General features: G+C 44.8%; 11 protein-coding genes. 4 read left to right on the top strand and 7 right to left on the bottom strand.

Features of this window, described 5'->3' with window-relative positions; genetic code table 11:
- Positions 1-15: 15 nt before the first annotated feature.
- Complete coding sequence (locus HUJ21_RS01505) at positions 16-444, top strand: DsrE family protein (protein WP_291366736.1); 429 nt, start codon at positions 16-18, stop codon at positions 442-444.
- A 5-nt stretch (positions 445-449) separates the two neighbouring features.
- On the opposite strand, the gene HUJ21_RS01500 is transcribed toward HUJ21_RS01505, so the two are convergent.
- From HUJ21_RS01500 to HUJ21_RS01490, 3 genes are all read right to left on the bottom strand, one after another.
- On the bottom strand, positions 450-773 hold the full coding sequence (locus tag HUJ21_RS01500) for a hypothetical protein (RefSeq protein WP_291366734.1): 324 nt from the start codon (positions 771-773) through the stop codon (positions 450-452).
- Positions 774-857: 84 nt separating this feature from the next.
- Complete coding sequence (locus HUJ21_RS01495) at positions 858-1529, bottom strand: MarC family protein (protein ID WP_291366732.1); 672 nt, start codon at positions 1527-1529, stop codon at positions 858-860.
- A gap of 78 nt (positions 1530-1607) precedes the next feature.
- Positions 1608-3578: a hypothetical protein gene (locus HUJ21_RS01490; RefSeq protein ID WP_291366731.1), complete on the bottom strand. Its 1971-nt coding sequence runs from the start codon at positions 3576-3578 to the stop codon at positions 1608-1610.
- 214 nt (positions 3579-3792) lie between these two features.
- Here HUJ21_RS01490 and HUJ21_RS01485 point away from each other — a divergent pair, with 214 nt between their 5' ends.
- From HUJ21_RS01485 to HUJ21_RS01475, 3 genes are all read left to right on the top strand, one after another.
- Positions 3793-4455: an outer-membrane lipoprotein carrier protein LolA gene (locus HUJ21_RS01485; protein WP_291366729.1), complete on the top strand. Its 663-nt coding sequence runs from the start codon at positions 3793-3795 to the stop codon at positions 4453-4455.
- Between the two features lie 356 nt (positions 4456-4811).
- Entirely contained in the window at positions 4812-5846 is a 1035-nt protein-coding gene (locus tag HUJ21_RS01480) for a prenyltransferase/squalene oxidase repeat-containing protein (protein ID WP_291366727.1), read from the top strand.
- 145 nt (positions 5847-5991) lie between these two features.
- Complete coding sequence (locus HUJ21_RS01475) at positions 5992-9267, top strand: PVC-type heme-binding CxxCH protein (RefSeq protein ID WP_291366725.1); 3276 nt, start codon at positions 5992-5994, stop codon at positions 9265-9267.
- Between the two features lie 250 nt (positions 9268-9517).
- On the opposite strand, the gene HUJ21_RS01470 is transcribed toward HUJ21_RS01475, so the two are convergent.
- From HUJ21_RS01470 to HUJ21_RS01455, 4 genes are all read right to left on the bottom strand, one after another.
- Positions 9518-10651, bottom strand: a complete 1134-nt coding sequence (locus tag HUJ21_RS01470; protein WP_291366724.1) for an amidohydrolase family protein — start codon at positions 10649-10651, stop codon at positions 9518-9520.
- Between the two features lie 3 nt (positions 10652-10654).
- Positions 10655-11206 (bottom strand): DUF2911 domain-containing protein, encoded by a 552-nt coding sequence (locus tag HUJ21_RS01465; RefSeq protein ID WP_291366721.1) that lies wholly within the window; start codon positions 11204-11206, stop codon positions 10655-10657.
- 403 nt (positions 11207-11609) lie between these two features.
- A complete protein-coding gene (locus HUJ21_RS01460) occupies positions 11610-13829 on the bottom strand; it encodes a PQQ-binding-like beta-propeller repeat protein (RefSeq protein WP_291366720.1) in 2220 nt (739 codons plus the stop codon).
- 66 nt (positions 13830-13895) lie between these two features.
- Entirely contained in the window at positions 13896-15698 is a 1803-nt protein-coding gene (locus tag HUJ21_RS01455) for a c-type cytochrome (RefSeq protein WP_291366719.1), read from the bottom strand.
- Positions 15699-16139 lie beyond the last annotated feature (441 nt).

The following is a 16139-nucleotide window of genomic DNA, read 5'->3' as shown; positions in this document are numbered from 1 at the left end:
TAAATTTGAAAGAAAATGATACCATCAGTCCGTTTATTTTATTTGCTGTTTTTTTTGAATAGTCCGTTATTGCTCAATGCCCAGGTTGTGGACCAAGAAGTACACCGGGTCGTTTTTCAAGTTACCAAAGGAGATACTGCCGACCAGGAACAGGTAATTGGCCAACTTAATAATATTTTGCGTGCCCTACCCAATGCAGAAATAGAAGTGATCTGCCATGGAAAAGCCCTTCCATTGCTCCTTGAAGCAAAGAGTCAGGTAAAAGATGGTATAGTAGATCTGCTTACGCGAGGCGTGGTATTTGCTGCCTGTGAAAACACCATGCGCAGGGCCAAGGCGAGTAAGGAGGATCTGATTTCCGGCGTGATTACGGTTCCATCAGCCCTGGCAGAAATCATTTTGAAACAGGAGCAGGGCTGGGCGTATATCAAAGCTGGCAATTAGCACTATCACCGCTTTTTGGGAAGCGGCTTTTTGCTCAACAAGGCCCAGATTGGTTTGCCATCTTCGGAAGCCCGGGCGCCGACCTCAATCAAAAGTCGCTTGGTTGTAACTTCATCGGCACCAATTACATGCTGTAAGGTATCCAGTTCGCGCCATTCGTGAGCTTTATCGTTTAGCAAATCCAGAAGCATGTCTTTTCTTCCCTTATCTTTTTTGGCTTCCGATTTTTGTTTCAGATAATGCGCTAACCAGGTGCCTGCAAGCGTTGCCAGGGAACCGATGACTGCCCCTGAAAAACCTATAAAGGCTATCCAAATATTATCAGACATGATGTATCGTGTTGTTATCCAGTAGTTTAAGTTACTTTATTTTGGCTAAAAATCAAATTTAAAATGCCATTGATTTAAAAATACTTAGTTGTCCGTATTCACGGCCGAACCTCCTTCCATCCAATTGGGAAAAACCTCTCCCAATCCCTCTACCATAAATTGGACTGCAATAGCAGCGACAATTAAACCAAACAACCTGGTAAACCCCACAAAAACAATATCATCAACCTTGTTTTCCACAAAGTGGGAAAAACTGAAAACAATAAAAAGCAAAAAATAACTCAGTAATAACACGCCTGATAAACCGGCATAGGTGCTTGCATTTGAAGCGCTGGAACTATACAGCAATACTGTGGTGAGGGAACCCGGTCCAGCCAGCATGGGAATGGCCAGGGGAACCATTACTTTTTCGAAACGTAATTTTGCCAATTTCAGATCCGTATCCGCCTCCTCCTGTATGTCCTGTAGCTTGGTGGCGGAACCCTGGATCATGGACAATGCTGTAAACATCAACAAAAACCCCCCTGCAATTTTAAATACTTCAATGTCGATACTGAAGAATCCCAAAATATATTTACCAAGCAATAAAAACACCAATAAGATAAAAAAGGAGGTAGCGGTAACCATCAGGGCCACCCGTCTCCTGATCCCTGGGGTTGAATCTCCCGTTAATTCATACCAAATAGGTATCAGTCCAATGGGATTTACCATGGCCAGCATAGCCGCCAGAAAGTTAAGATTCAGACTCCAATCCATAGTCAATACAATAATTTTTTGGTTAATAACTTCAAGCAGGATGTATGCCAAAAAGCGGAATTGGCGTATTACTCCAACTTATTGGTACCAAACCCTTTCCTCCAGACCCCTGGGACCATAGACCGGAGGTTTTTCGCCGACTTCCAGGGCTCCCAAATCCGGTGCTTTTCCTGTGTAATCATCGTTGACATTGGGAATCACAGTGCCTTTATCCACTGCACTACCATTTGGATTTAAAGTAAAATTCAGGTCTTCAGCATGGTAAATACGATGGGATTTTTCAGGATCAGGGTTTTTCATTTCGTTGAATACCTCATAATCCAGTAATACCCCGTTCGCCTCTAAACCACTGGCAGTATGTAAGGCCTCCAACGATGAAAAACGTTGCACATCCCCGCTGCTTGCATCATAATCATATACCTTATTATTTGCCGGCCCAAGATAAAGAAAGTGATTTTCAGTTTGGGGATTGGTCCGGTATCCGTTGTAATCTGAGGTAGAATAAGCCGTTGCAAAGGGAAAGGCACTCACCGGCCTTCCTGAAACGTTGGTACCCATAAAGAGGTTGTTCCTGAAATGGGCATTGGAAAAAGTTTGGGTATTCCTGTTTTCCGAAATGATGGTGTTGTGGTAAACCAGTAAACCTGCAGGCTTGGCCATAAATTTGAAGGCATACCCGTTGGGTATGTGGTACATGACATTTCTTATAAAATAGGCCGGACCGCCAAAAACCGGCTGGGCGCTGAGGGCACATTGGGCTGCATTGACCCCGCGGTTTCTCATGACCCGGATATTGTGGACGCCTCCGTCTGCTTCTATAAAGTCATCTACCATCAGGTGAATGTCATTGTTGTAAATATCAATGGAAACGGCCTTCAGCTCCTGTTCTTCCTCCGGTGTGCCATAAGTGGATATATTGATACCATCGTGAAAATAGGCTACTGCGTTGTGGCAAACAACATGCCCTGAACCATATACTTTTATGCCCATGTAACTTTTCAAAGGACTGGGAGGATAGGGATCCGGATTGGCCCAGCCCACCAGGTGGTGCCGGGGGTCCCTTCCTAAAATGACATTATCGGCAATATAAAAATCTCTTGACCCGGCAAATTCCGTAATCAAACCAATACCTACTTCTTCCATCCGGCAATTGCGGACGGTAAGGTTACTGGCACCCACCACTCCCTTAGTACCGGCAGAAAACACGATATCTGTATTGCGGAAAGTAAGGTTTTCAAAAATATGGTGCCGGGTTCCCATCACATCAAATAACCTGTGCGCACCATTTCCATCGAAAATGGCCGCTCCATCGCCAGCACCCCTGATGACAATCGGTTTTTCCTTGGTGGCTTTTACATTGAGCACATAGGTTCCATCGAATGGAATACCATGAGGGTCCACATAGTCCAGCATGTCCGCTTTATAGGTCCCGGCATGCACCAATAGGATGTCTCCCGGCTGAACGGTTTTCTCACTTACTACCGACCAATCTCCCAGTCCGGAACCATAATATGCTTTTTTTAAACCCTCAAAAGATGGTTCTTCCTTTTCACCTTTAAAGCCCGGCGGGTAGACATGGAGGGTTCGCCCTCCCTCATAAGCAGCCGGCACTGCCCGTGTTTTCACCTTTGTTTCGTGAAGTGTAATTCCTTCGACCCCATCCGGATCGGAAAGTTCAAAACGACATTCGTAACTGGTATTCGGTTTAAGGTCCAGAATGCTTCCTGCAAATTGATGGGGAACCGTATATGCCAATTGTTCCATTTCCCGAAACACCTTTTCCCCACCAATCCGCAACAATGACATACCATCCAGCCATTTGGCAGTGCCCGCCTCACGATAGCTGACTTTTACCACGGCATTGCGGTTTTCATCTCCTTCAATTTTCCACTCAAATCCAAGGTTTAAAAGGGTAGGGGGCTCTGTGATAAATTCCCCGGAGCTAACCGCATTCTGTGCGCTAAGTCCACCCCAGCAAAGAAAAAATAGTAAAAATAGAAAGGGAAAAAGAGAATTTAAATGGAGAATACAGGTTTGATTGGGTTTCATGTGTGATTATTTTTTTAAACAAGTTAAAAAATTACCGGCATTAATGCATACTGAGGCCAGGCCGAAACTGGTAAGAAGTTCGAAAATGGATTGAAAGTCGAATTGGAATCGCTAAGAATGGATTGGTTTAAAAAAAAATGTGCTTACCACTTAGATATTGATTATAATAAACTAAGGATTAGTATCTTGCTCCAGCAAAACTAAAGGAAAAGCCATGAAAAGAAATAACCTAATCGTCCTATTTTTAATTGGTTTTTTTGGTGCGTTCCTCACCGGTTTCAGCCAGGAAGACCTTGCAACAAAAATTCTTAGCAGTTACAAGGCGAAGTTCAATACCCTCAGCGATTTTTCTGCTGATTTTGTTTACAGTCTGGAAAATCCGGGTATGGCAGCTGGTATCTCAAAAAAAGGAGTCCTGCACTACGCAAAAGGAAAATACGCGCTTATGATGGCCGATCAGGAGATTTTTTGTGATGGAAAATCCATTTGGATTCTTATACCCAGCGGATCTCCAGCTGAATCGGAGTTGAACATATTGCCATATGATCCGGAAGAAGGATTGGGCATTGAGCAGCTTTTCTTTTTGTTCAATGAAGAAAGCATCAGCGCCCGTTATGAGGGAAAACAGACAGTAGCCGGACGCACTCTGGACCAAATCTTCCTGATTATTACCAGGCAAGCAGAGGATATAAACCAGGCCAGGCTGTGGATCAATGAACATACCAAATTTCCTGAAAAGATTATCACGATTGACCGGAGGCAAACCACCATTACCTACGAATTCACTAAGATCCAATTCGACCAGGGGCTTCCTGCCAGTACTTTTGTATTTGATACAAGCAATTTTCCAGGGGAGATTTATGATGAGCGGGAGTAAAAAAAGGTTTACCTAAAAAGCAAAACTACCATAGCCTGATAGTGGTCAAGGAAGTAAAGTAAAAAAATCCCACCGCTGTTCATTTTTTGGATAAAATTCGGCTATGTCTGGATTTCTTACTATTAAAAGTCGGAATGAAAATGATCACCTCATAATCGATAACGAGCTTACCTGATTGAAAACTCATGAGAAGCAATTAGCTCCTGAATATAAATTACTGATATTTAATTGTTTATCGGAATTTTTTCATACAACAGGTTCCGGATCAGGAGATTGGTGGTGCATATAAATCAAAGTTCCTATATTTAGTAAAACAACCTACCTAATACCTTATGGGTTTTAATCGAAGAAAAATCGTGCAATTAATTCCGCTATTTACTGGAGGAGTAGCTTTGGGAGATGTTGGTTTATTGACGATTGATGGTAAAAATGAAGTACTGAAAGGTGTCCGCTCATTTTTTAAAAAGGTTGCTAATAAGGACGGGACCTTCAGGCCTGGCGTACCTACCGACTATCCGGGAAATTCAGATACAAAATTTTCCGGCATTGCGGCCCCAACCTATGCTGTTGTTGTTCATAAAACCTTTGGTTGGGAATTGCCCTATGAGCAGGAAACAATCCGATTTTTTCTTTCCTGCCAGAAAGAGGATGGTGCCTTTTATGCCCCCACAGGAGAAGGAGACATGGAGCAGCCACTCGCAAAATTATACAATACTGTGCAAAGTGTGGCGGCATTAAAAATATTGGGAAAGGAGCCAAGGTACGACCCTTCTCCGGTTATAGACTATTTCTTTCAGGAGAACCGATTTCAGGAGCTTCCCTTGTACACCACCAGCTTTTTTGCCCTCTATTTCAGTGCCTGGAAAGATAAAATGCCTTCCTATATCGATGAGAAAATGAGAATGTATTTAAAGGGTAATCAAACTGCAGACGGCTATATAGGGGATCATGTGGCGTCTACCTTCCACGCAGCTCATTACTATCGATTAATTGGTGAGGAAACCCCTATGGCAGCAAAAATGGTGAATCGGGTGCTAAAAGATCAAAAAACGGATGGCTCCTGGTCCCTCAATCCACCTGACTGGGATGTTCATGCGGTATTTGACGCTTTGTTTATTCTGAAACAAGTTGGCGGTAATAGCCGAAAACGGGAGATAAAGCAGGCCTATCGGAAGGCTACAGATTGGATATTAAGCTGCCGAAACCCGGAGGATGGAGGTTTCAGCCATTTTCCAAGCAATGAACCCTCTGATGTCGATGCTGTCTATTTTCATGTGGCCGGGCTGGTGGAAAGTGGCTATTTAAAACCAATAAAAGGAATCGAAAATGAAGAAATTTATGGCTGGGGGCATCTGATGGATCCGGAAAAAACATACAGCTGCCTGGAATAATAGCAGGCTACTGTGCGGCTCTATTTTGCCCAAGAGCCAATTCGTACACCATTAACCGATATGAGCTGAATTAATTTAACCAATTAATTCATTTAGGTAAATTAATAACTTAAAACAAAATGCTGCAAGTAATAAATAATACCCCATGATCCATTTAAACCCCATTAAAACTCGAAAATCACCGGCCATTTTGGCTTTTTCGATGGTTGCTATTTCTATTGTATTTGCTTGTGGAAGTAAAAATGTCGTGTACCAGTTTGACCCGGAAGACAACAGCACCATTGTTTTTATTGGAAATACCTTTGCTGACCGTCTTCAGAACAATAATTATTTTGAAACCTTATTGTACCAAAGTTTCCCCGACCGTAACCTGAAGGTCAGGAACCTGGCCTGGAATGCCGATGAAGTGAATTTACGACCCCGACCGCTTCATTTTGGAACCCTGGATGACCATTTGCAACAACAAAGAGCGGATGTGATTTTTGCTTTCTTTGGTTTAAATGAATCCTTCAATGGTCCGGACAGTTTAGTGAGTTTTACCAAAAATTTGAATGACTTCCTTTCCCATTTGCAACAGCAACAATTCAATGGTGAAAATAGCCCTCAAATTATTTTAGTTTCTCCCATTGCCCATGAGGATATGGGGGGCTTTCTTCCAGACCCAAAAGTACATAACGAAAATTTGAGTCTTTACACCGATGAGATGCGTAAGGTGGCTTCAAGTCTGGGCATTCCTTTTATTGATTTGTACCAGCCCTCCCTGGATTTGATGCAATCAATTGGTCCGCTGACTTCGAATGGAATTCACCCAAATGATACAGGATACCTTACGATTAGTGAGTACATGGCAGGTGCTCTGGACTTTCCGGTGGCAACCTGGGAGGACAATACTAATTCCAGGCTGCTTAGGGAAGCCATTGCAAAGAAGAACCAACATTTCTTTTACCGGTTTAAAGCCCAAAATGGAGAGTATATTTATGGTCGACGCAAGGATTGGTCTGGAGGTGAGGCATTGAAGGAGGAAATCAGGCTTATTGATACGATTATTGAGCGGCTAGACAGTGTGGTATGGTCCGGAAGTGCAAAGGGTTCCCTGGCGGATCTGGATAAAGCCAAAAATATCATTGGTTTTAAACAGGGAGCTAAAAGCCTAAAGGACCAGACGACCACTCTGAAAGAACTTGAAAAAGCCAAATCACAGTTTGTATTAAAGGAGGGGTACGAAATAGAACTCTATGCTTCTGAATTAGATTTTCCCATTGCAAACCCTGTGGCAATAACCTTTGATCCGCAAGGAAGAATGTGGGTGTCAAGTATGCCGTCATATCCCCAGTACACTCCAGGAGATCCTCCTATGGACAAGCTTATTATACTTGAAGACACTAATTTGGATGGGAAAGCAGACAAGTATAGCATTTTTGCAGACTGTCTTTACCTTCCCCTGGGATTTGAACTGGGTGATGGAGGCGTTTATGTGACCCAGGCACCTGATTTGGTCCACTTAAAGGATACTGATGGAGATGGTCGTGCTGACTCCAGAAATATTTTATTCAGTGGTTTGGGGACAGAAGATTCGCACCACAGCCTAAGTGCTTTTACCTGGGGACAAGATGGAGCGCTTTATTTCCATATGGGGACATTTTTACATTCCCAAATTGAAACCCCTTATGGACCAAAACGAGGTGCTTATGGGACGACCTGGAGGTATGAACCATATACCATGAAGTTGGAAGCAAATATTTCTTATCCTTATGCCAATCCCTGGGGCAATGTCTTCATGCGTGACGGGACCCACCTGGTAGCTGATGTTTCTACAGGAATGAATTATTTTGCGCCACCACTAACAGTAGCCATTGATTATCCCAAAAAACATATGGTGATGAAAGATTTCCTTAATTCCCAGGTGAAACCAAAGACCTGTGGGATAGAGATTATTTCCAGCAGGGCTTTTCCTGAAAAGGCCCAGGGAAATGTTTTATTCAATACTTTTATAGGATTTCAAGGGGTAAGGCAACATGTAGTAAGCAATTCAGGAAGTGGTATACAGGCTGATGAAACCTCTTCTCTTCTCCAATCAAAGGACCCTAATTTTCGTCCTGTTGATCTGAAATTTGGCCCGGATGGTGCCTTGTATGTGGTGGATTGGTATGATCCAATTATCCAACATGGGGAGCAAAATTTCCGTGATTCTTTAAGGGATTCCAGTAAGGGTAGAATCTGGAGGATTACATACAAGGACAAGAAAACCTTGAAACCTGTTGACATGACACAATTGGGTATCAGGGAACTTCTGGATCAGCTTAAGGTCTATGAAGATAGAGAAAGGTATAGGGCCAGGATCCAACTGAGGGAATTTGACTGGGAGGTAATAGCTCCTGCACTTGATGCCTGGATTAATCAATTGGATCCAAAAAATCCTGAATCAGCGCATTTGAAACTGGAAGCCTTATGGGTCTATCAGCAATTTAACCAGGTTAACCTCTCTTTATTAGAGGCCTTATTGGATAGCCCTGAAGCGCCAATAAGAGCAGCTGCAACCAGAGTCTTATATTATTGGAAGGATGAAATTGAAAATACACAGCAAAAATTGATTGCCAAAACTAAGGATCCTTCCCCTCGTGTAAGGCTGGAATCCATTGCAGCGTTGAGTCATTTTGAAAATGAGGCAACAGTGAATAGCCTACTGGAAGTTTCAGCTCTACCTACTGATGATTATTTGGATTATGCACTAATGGAATCCTTTAAGCACCTGAAGCCAATTTGGATGGAAATGTTCAAAACCAACAAAGAATTTCTGGCGAATGAGCCTCAAAAGGCCGCCAGACTACTACGGCCATTGGCTTCCAGAGCCGAACTTCAGGTTCCGGGATTTATAAAGGCCGACCCCAATTATGAACAATATGGTGTGGCGGCACTTTCAGAAAAAGATCTGGAGGAATTGGCAGGAGTGACAGCCGTAGAAGATTTCAAGAAAAATCATTTGGATATATTGTTCCCCGAGCAGGATTCCCGGGCCCTACAGAAGACAGCCGACAAAGAAAAAGGAGAATTAATTATTAATTTAGGGACGCTGCCAGGGAAAATGCTTTTTGATAAAGAGGTCTTTGAAGTACCTGCCGGGAAAACTGTTTCCATTCTGTTTGATAACAAAGATCAGATGCCACATAATGTACTGATCCTTGAGCCGGGAGCCATAGAAAAAGTAGGTGTAGCCGCAGACAATATGGCCAGTTTAGATGATGGGTATGAAAAGAATTTTATACCGGAAATGAAGGAAGTATTATTTTTCACTCCTTTAGTAAATTCCAATCAAGCATATCAACTCGATTTTACAGCGCCTGACACGCCAGGTGATTACCCATTTATTTGTACGTTTCCAGGTCATTGGAGAACGATGAGAGGAATAATGAAAGTGACTTAAATGGGCTTGGGCCAAAAGCCAAAATAGTGAAATCACCGAAAAATTGGCCCTCAGGGAAGGGGGGGGGCCGTCCGCATCAATCATTCGCAAAATTAAACCAGTACCTCATGCCCCCGAATTTCCATATGAAGATAAAACGCATGAGCAAGCGGCAGGGTACAGGTATCGCGGTAGAAAACCTCCATTTGAATCCGAAGACCACAAAAATGCCTTTTTTAACATTGCATTAGACTTTTTATGCCTGGTTTTTTTAGTCACCTGGTCCATCAAACAAAGACGTATCAATGCCCGGAATCACCTCTACCGCATTTTTATAGTAGATTTTGCGCAAAACAGAATCAGGTAGTGCCAGGCCATACATTTTCCAATGTGCGTGCCGTTTCCGGTAATAATCGAAATACTCGTCACTGGTCTCCAGTACACGGAAATAAGTGTAGTACTCTTCCTTGTTATAGGCATCTTTTCCCATCATGACCCGGTCCTGATAGGCTATCAACCAGGCTCTGGCCGTAACCGGTTGTCTACCTAATTCTGCTAAAACAGCGCCTAATTCGGTATACACATTCGGCATTTCATCCAGCAGCTTTCCCAACCTTGCCAGGTCATTGCCAAACCAACCCAAATGGGCGGCAATGAATTTGGTATTCGGATGTTTTCTGAAAATGTTGTGCTGTTCGGCCATTACTTCCTCAAAAGAAGGGTTTGTTTCCGGATCCTTGTACCTCGAAGGGTATTGCTTGAGCTCCAGCCACCGCTCGTTGTACTTGTCCTTCGGCATCCAGAAAGCAGCAGGTTCACCTGTATGGATCAGCACCGGGATACCCAATTCACCACACTTGGCCCATATAGGGTCCAATCGGGGATCATCTACCTGTATCCTATTCCCTTCGTTGTCCGAATCGGTGAGACCAAGGCTTTTATATACTTTCAGGCCTTTTACACCCATCTTAACCGCCTCCTCCATCATGCTCAGGGTTTCATTTGGCCAGCCCTCGTCATCCAGTTTTTCGAAATCAAGATTCATGAAAAGGATAAATCGATTGCTGTACTTTTCGTTGACATTGTCCAGCGACCACTCCAGGTATTTTCCTCTAAAACCACTTAAATTAACCATTACGGCCATGTTCAAATCATCCATCTCCTGTACCAATTCGTCCAGATTTTGAATGGGCATGGTAAACTGGTGGTTATGCACATCTACGAAAGGATACTTCGCACTGTTGAGCAAGTGCTCTGGTACTTTAAGTGTGGATACAGGTGCATATTCTTCTACATCCATCACGTTAAGCCGATACTGAATTTTACCTATAAGCCAATACGCCAGGCCCAGAAACAATAAAAATGAAATGGGCAACCAAACCCATTTCTTTTTAGAGAATGCCATTAATTATTGTAGGGCAACCGGTACGGTAAACCGGGTTTGATCCCAACTAAAGGTAATTGTCGCACCGCCTTCTGAGGAACTGATATCAATGGTAAAGGTCTCCACTTCCGAAGGAGTTGGTTGAACAGGGGCATCAACTGTTACTATATCCAATTCCGAATCTGGTTCCACCGCTCCAAAGAAAACACCAGTTTCGCTGTTTAAAATTACTTCAAATGCATCCTTTCCTGGAATGGCATACATGCGGTAGGTTCCGGCCTTTACAGGCTCACCACCAAAGGTCACATCCTGGTTAAAGGTGATTTCGGTAGCGGCATTCGCACCCAGTCTCCAGTAAAGGCCATAAGGCTGCAATGCACCATCACTTTCCTCCCCAAATATCAGCCTGCCTTTTTTTGAAGGTTGGCTATAATCCACGGTGATTTCTAACCCGTCCTGGCTGTAGGAAGTAGTAGCCGGCGGACTTACCGGTGTGGCGAAAAACAAGCCATAAACCACCCAGATAATAAATATCAATACGATTATTCCAGCTCCAATTAAAATATTCTTTTTCATAATGAGGATTTTTAGATATTGAAGTTACGAAATAAATGGTAAATCTGAACTACAAAATATAATTCTTCTTAACGGGAAACAAATTGAAAAAAATCAAGGATCAGGTTGTAGACAGTTCTATAAGCAAAATTGATACGCACATTTTTTCTGAGTTCGATTTATATTTTTGCCGTTAAAATTAGGTTTATTTAGTCAAGCAGTTCCCTCCTTGAAATAGACACTGAAAAAGCAGATCAGGCAAATCCCCCTTTTAAAAAGGGGGAAGGGTGATTTTTTTTAAACGCCCAGATATCAAATCTTCAAACTGACACCTTCACGTTGAAACCCTTCCCTTTATACGGCTCCACTGGTTTCATCACCATTGTATGTACAAGGATAGGCGTGTATAGCTTTTTAGCATCTATCAATCTGGCAGTGAAAACGCCATTACTGACCCGGCAGTATTTTCCGAATTTCCTCCAACGGAAAGCACGATGTACTGCTTGCCTTCCACCTGATAGGTACTGGGATTGGCATTGGCAAAGCCCGGTAAGTCGATTTCCCAAAGCTTTTCACCGGTATCCTTATCAAAGGCCCGAAATTTATTGTCCCGTGTCCCGGCGATAAATACCAGTCCACCAGCGGTAACGGTGGGTCCGGCGGAACCCGCTTCACCTGTCTCTTGCTCACCAAACTGAAGTTCAGGATTATTGCCCAAACGAACGCTCCAGGCATATTCCCCGGTATTCAAATCGATGGCATGAAGCATGCCCCAGGGCGGTTTGATCCCCGGTCTGCCTTTTGGATCTCTGAAATATCCATAGGCGGTAAGGTTCAGGTATCTCGGGAGACTATCCATGGTCTGGTTTTCGAGCGACGCGCCTTGATTACTATTGATTTCTTTTAACAGGTATGTCTCGCGTCCCGAACTTTGGTTGGTTTCATTCTCAAAGAGGTAGGCCAGAATAGCCTCTTCCTTTCTTTTGTCATTGATAACACTGGAGAAGCTGGGCATTTTACCTGCTCCCTGCTTGATTTTGGTAAGCACATCTTCCCGGCTCATACGTCCTTTTAATCCTACCAGGGATGGATTTCCCTGTTCGTCTCCATTTCGGTCCCTGCCATGGCAACTTACACAATAACTGGTGTAAATCGATTCTCCCTGTTGGTATACGGATTGGTCTCTGATAGCACTTTCCGGTTCCACCTTCTTCAGACGCATGATTTCGGGTGAATCATTAGACCTGACATACAGCAGGCCAGTCGAGGCATCAAAGGCCGCACCACCCCAACTTGATCCTCCGCGTGAACCGGGAAACTGCAAGGTCCCATTTACGGAAGGGGGGGTAAAAAGCCCCTCATAGCGAAGAGAACGGAATAACTTTACCAGCGAATCCCTGGAGGAAGGTGAATAATCAGCAATGTCCGACTCGTCCAGGTATTGCCGGGCATAAGGAGCCGGTTTCAGTGGGAAGGGCTGGGTAGGCCAGGCTTCCTCACCCGGAACATCTGAGGGAGGTACCGGCCTTTCTTCGATAGGAAATAATGATTCCCCTGTTTCTCTGTCCAACACATAGAGAAATCCCACTTTGGACGTTTGGGCAACCGCATCGATTTTTCGGCCTTCCCGTTCTACAGTAACCAGGTTAGGCGGCGCAGGCAAATCGTAATCCCACAAGTCGTGATGCACTGTCTGAAAGTGCCAGATGTAAGCACCGGTTCTGGCATTCACCGCTACTACCGAGTTGCCAAACAGGTTCATGCCTTTGCGATCTGCGCCATAATAGTCATAAGTAGGGGATCCGGTTGCAAAAAAGACCATCTCCCGGGACGCATCCAGACTCAATCCTCCCCAGTTGTTGGCCCCTCCGGCATACTTCCAAGCATCTGCGGGCCAGGTTTCATGCCCTACCTCACCAGGCTGTGGGATGGTGTGAAATGTCCATACCAACTCCCCCGTGCGCACGTTATAGGCCCGTACATGGCCCGGTTCTGCGCCATACAGCTCTGAAACCTCAGTACCGAGAATAAACAAATCTTCAAAGATTATTCCCGGAGAAGTAGGAATCACTGAGATTTTATCCGGATCGCCCCGCATGCCCTGGTTCAGGTCCACCTTGCCTTCGTTGCCAAAAGTTGGAATGGGTACCCCGGTGCCGGTATCAATGGCAAAAAGTTTATCGCCCCCGGTAAATAGAATACGTTTGTCAGCTCCGTCCTCCCAATACGTTACTCCCCGTTTGATTCCGCCGCCACGTTCACCATAAAAGGGATCAAAACTCCATTTTAACTCGCCAGTACCTGCATGGACTGCGAATAGCCGTCCCCTGGCAGAAGTGGTGTACAAGACATCTTCAATGACAATCGGGTTGCTCTCGCTGTTTCGGGGCCTGCCACCTTCAAGACTGTCGTTGGGTTCAAAAACCCAGGCGAGCGCAAGGTCAGAAACGTTTTCTTTGTTGATCTGATCGATAGGCGAGTAGCTGCTACTTCCCGGGTCTGCCTTATAGACTCCCCAATTGGAATAGGTATCCTGTTTTTGCTTACAGCCACTGTTGCATACCATGAGGACCATACAGAGAATTAAGCCGCAGATGGCTGGATATTTTTGCTTGCTGACTTTTGGTACAATAGCAGTTTTCATTTTTTAAACGGGAAATATGGACAGTCTGAAAATTAACAAAATTTTGCCTGATTCATGCGGACATGTTTACTTTACCACCTTTGCCCTGATTCTGCTGACTTCACTCGGGCTGATGGAACCGGCTTTGTTTCCCCATCGGTTTCGGATGTAGGAGCTTATGGAAGCTACTGCATGATCATCCAGGATATTGGCATGTGGCGGCATGTACCCGTTGAATGTTTTACCCCGAACTGTTATTTCGCCCTGTATGCCATTTAGAATAGCCGCTACCAGTGGCTCTGCCTCCCCAAGCACCCGGTCCGATCCGGCCAATGGCGGAAACCGGTTATTGTCTCCCTCTCCATTGCGCTGGTGGCAGGTGGCGCAGTAGGTATTGTAAAGTATACCTCCTTCCAGCAGCGAACCTTTATCCAGATTATCTACACCCGCTACCGGTGTCTTGATATAGGTTTTGTGGGCGGTTAGCCGCTTCATTTCCTCCAATTGCTTTTCGCCAAATTCCTTTTTGTCTCCTTTGTACATGACCCTCCAGATTTTCCCCTTGTTCGATTCGGATAGGTACAATGAGCCATCCGAACCTTCCGCCAGGCCCATGGGCCGGTAGCGGGCATCTCCGGTATTTTCTACTGTATCTACCCCGGCAAATCCATCCGCAAAAACTTCCCAGTCACCAGCTTTCCCATCGACCAGGGGAACAAAGCAGACGATGTATCCGGCCTGCGGGTAGGGAGATCGATCCGTGGATCCATGAAAGGCAACGAATACGCCTTGCTTGTACCTTTCCGGAAATTGGTCTCCCTGGTAAAAAAGCAATTCCATGGGTGCCCAATGGCCGGGAAACCCAATTACCGGGTTGTCAAATTCCGCTGCTCTGCCAACGACATTTCCATCACCACCGTAAGCCGGGGCCAAAACGTTTTTTCCCTGCAACTGGTCATAATACGCATAAGGCCAGCCGAAATCTGCACCTTCCGTCACTTTCACCAATGTTTCCGAGGGCAGGACAGCTGCCTGCCAGGAGGAGTATAGCGTAGGGTAAAGGGTGTGAAAATTGTCTATCCCGTTGACCACTGCATAGAGCTGGTTGTCCAGCGGGCTCCAGGTCATGCCGACGATGCTCCGAAGACCTGTGGCGAATTTGGTTCCGTCAGTTTGAACCTGACCCTCTTTGTTGGCGTCAAACTTCCAGATGCCGGCATTCATCTCCCGCTCCGGACTGGGATCCAGGCCCTTTCCGCCCGGGATGCCGGTAGGACCATACAGGTCAATGTCCTGACCCGCATCAGAGGGTGATCCGAATGGGATATACATGTTCCCTTTCCCGTCAAATGCAGCAGGCTTAGTAGTGTGCCAGTTTCTGGCCACATTCGGGTGCGTATCGGTGAGTATCACTTCAGTCCTGCTGCCGGGTACCAATTCTCCCGGGCTTAGTTTGTTTCTGAGTACTTGCCTGACGGTGCTTGTATAGAGGTATCCATTGTGAATGGTAACGCCCACTGCTGATCCGCCTACATCTTCATAGTCTCCAAACCGGACAAGGGAGTCTGCTTTTCCATCCCCATCGAGATCCCTAAGTCCAATGGTGCCCCCCTGCTTATCTCTGGAAAAGCGGAGCTTGGCATAAATGTCCCCGTTGTCGTTGACTGCGATGTGACGGGTTGGGCCGGCGCTGTCGATGACCACCAGTGCTTCAAATCCACCCGGAAGGATCAAGCCACCATTATCCGCATCACCGGGCGGCAATAGCACTTGATTGTTATCACAAGAAACGCTGAATAGCAATAGGATAAGGAGGCTATATATTTGAAACCCTTGGCTGGCGCCAAATTTCGAATAAATTAATTGGGTCAATCGATGTGGATGCGGCATGATTTGTGGTTCATTAATAAAGGTTGTCTGTATTTTCAAGTAGTAATTTAGCGCACTTAGGCCTATTTGTCTTCATCGGTATTCTTTTTTTTCCAAATTATACGTTCTGTTCAAATGGCTTACCGTTTCTGAGCCTGTGTCTACCAAAGTCGGGAGGGATTTTTTCGAAATTTTGAATTTTTAATAGATTGATGTAAAAGCTGAATTTTAACCATTAAAACGGACTGAGCAAATTCACCGGTATTTCCAAGCTTGTAAGTCCTTTCGTATCCAAATCCCCCTTACCAAGGGGGCCAATGCTATTAATTTAAGAAAAAAAGTGGCTTTATAAGCAAAATAAGCCGGTTTTCCTTATGAAAACCGGCCTACTTTAATTAAATTATGTTGTCTAAAACATATAGCTATGAAGGTACAAAATACCAACCAAAACACGACGGATAT

The sequence above is a fragment of the Cyclobacterium sp. genome, assembly GCF_014762705.1.
GTDB lineage: Bacteria > Bacteroidota > Bacteroidia > Cytophagales > Cyclobacteriaceae > Cyclobacterium.
This window is presented reverse-complemented; position numbering and strand designations above follow the sequence as displayed.

Coding starts and splice junctions, on each gene's coding strand:
- HUJ21_RS01505 (WP_291366736.1), top strand. CDS start 16: ATGATACCATCAGTCCGTTTATTTTATTTGCTGTTTTTTTTGAATAGT.
- HUJ21_RS01500 (WP_291366734.1), bottom strand. CDS start 773: ATGTCTGATAATATTTGGATAGCCTTTATAGGTTTTTCAGGGGCAGTC.
- HUJ21_RS01495 (WP_291366732.1), bottom strand. CDS start 1,529: ATGGATTGGAGTCTGAATCTTAACTTTCTGGCGGCTATGCTGGCCATG.
- HUJ21_RS01490 (WP_291366731.1), bottom strand. CDS start 3,578: ATGAAACCCAATCAAACCTGTATTCTCCATTTAAATTCTCTTTTTCCC.
- HUJ21_RS01485 (WP_291366729.1), top strand. CDS start 3,793: ATGAAAAGAAATAACCTAATCGTCCTATTTTTAATTGGTTTTTTTGGT.
- HUJ21_RS01475 (WP_291366725.1), top strand. CDS start 5,992: ATGATCCATTTAAACCCCATTAAAACTCGAAAATCACCGGCCATTTTG.
- HUJ21_RS01470 (WP_291366724.1), bottom strand. CDS start 10,651: ATGGCATTCTCTAAAAAGAAATGGGTTTGGTTGCCCATTTCATTTTTA.
- HUJ21_RS01465 (WP_291366721.1), bottom strand. CDS start 11,206: ATGAAAAAGAATATTTTAATTGGAGCTGGAATAATCGTATTGATATTT.
- HUJ21_RS01460 (WP_291366720.1), bottom strand. CDS start 13,829: ATGAAAACTGCTATTGTACCAAAAGTCAGCAAGCAAAAATATCCAGCC.
- HUJ21_RS01455 (WP_291366719.1), bottom strand. CDS start 15,698: ATGCCGCATCCACATCGATTGACCCAATTAATTTATTCGAAATTTGGC.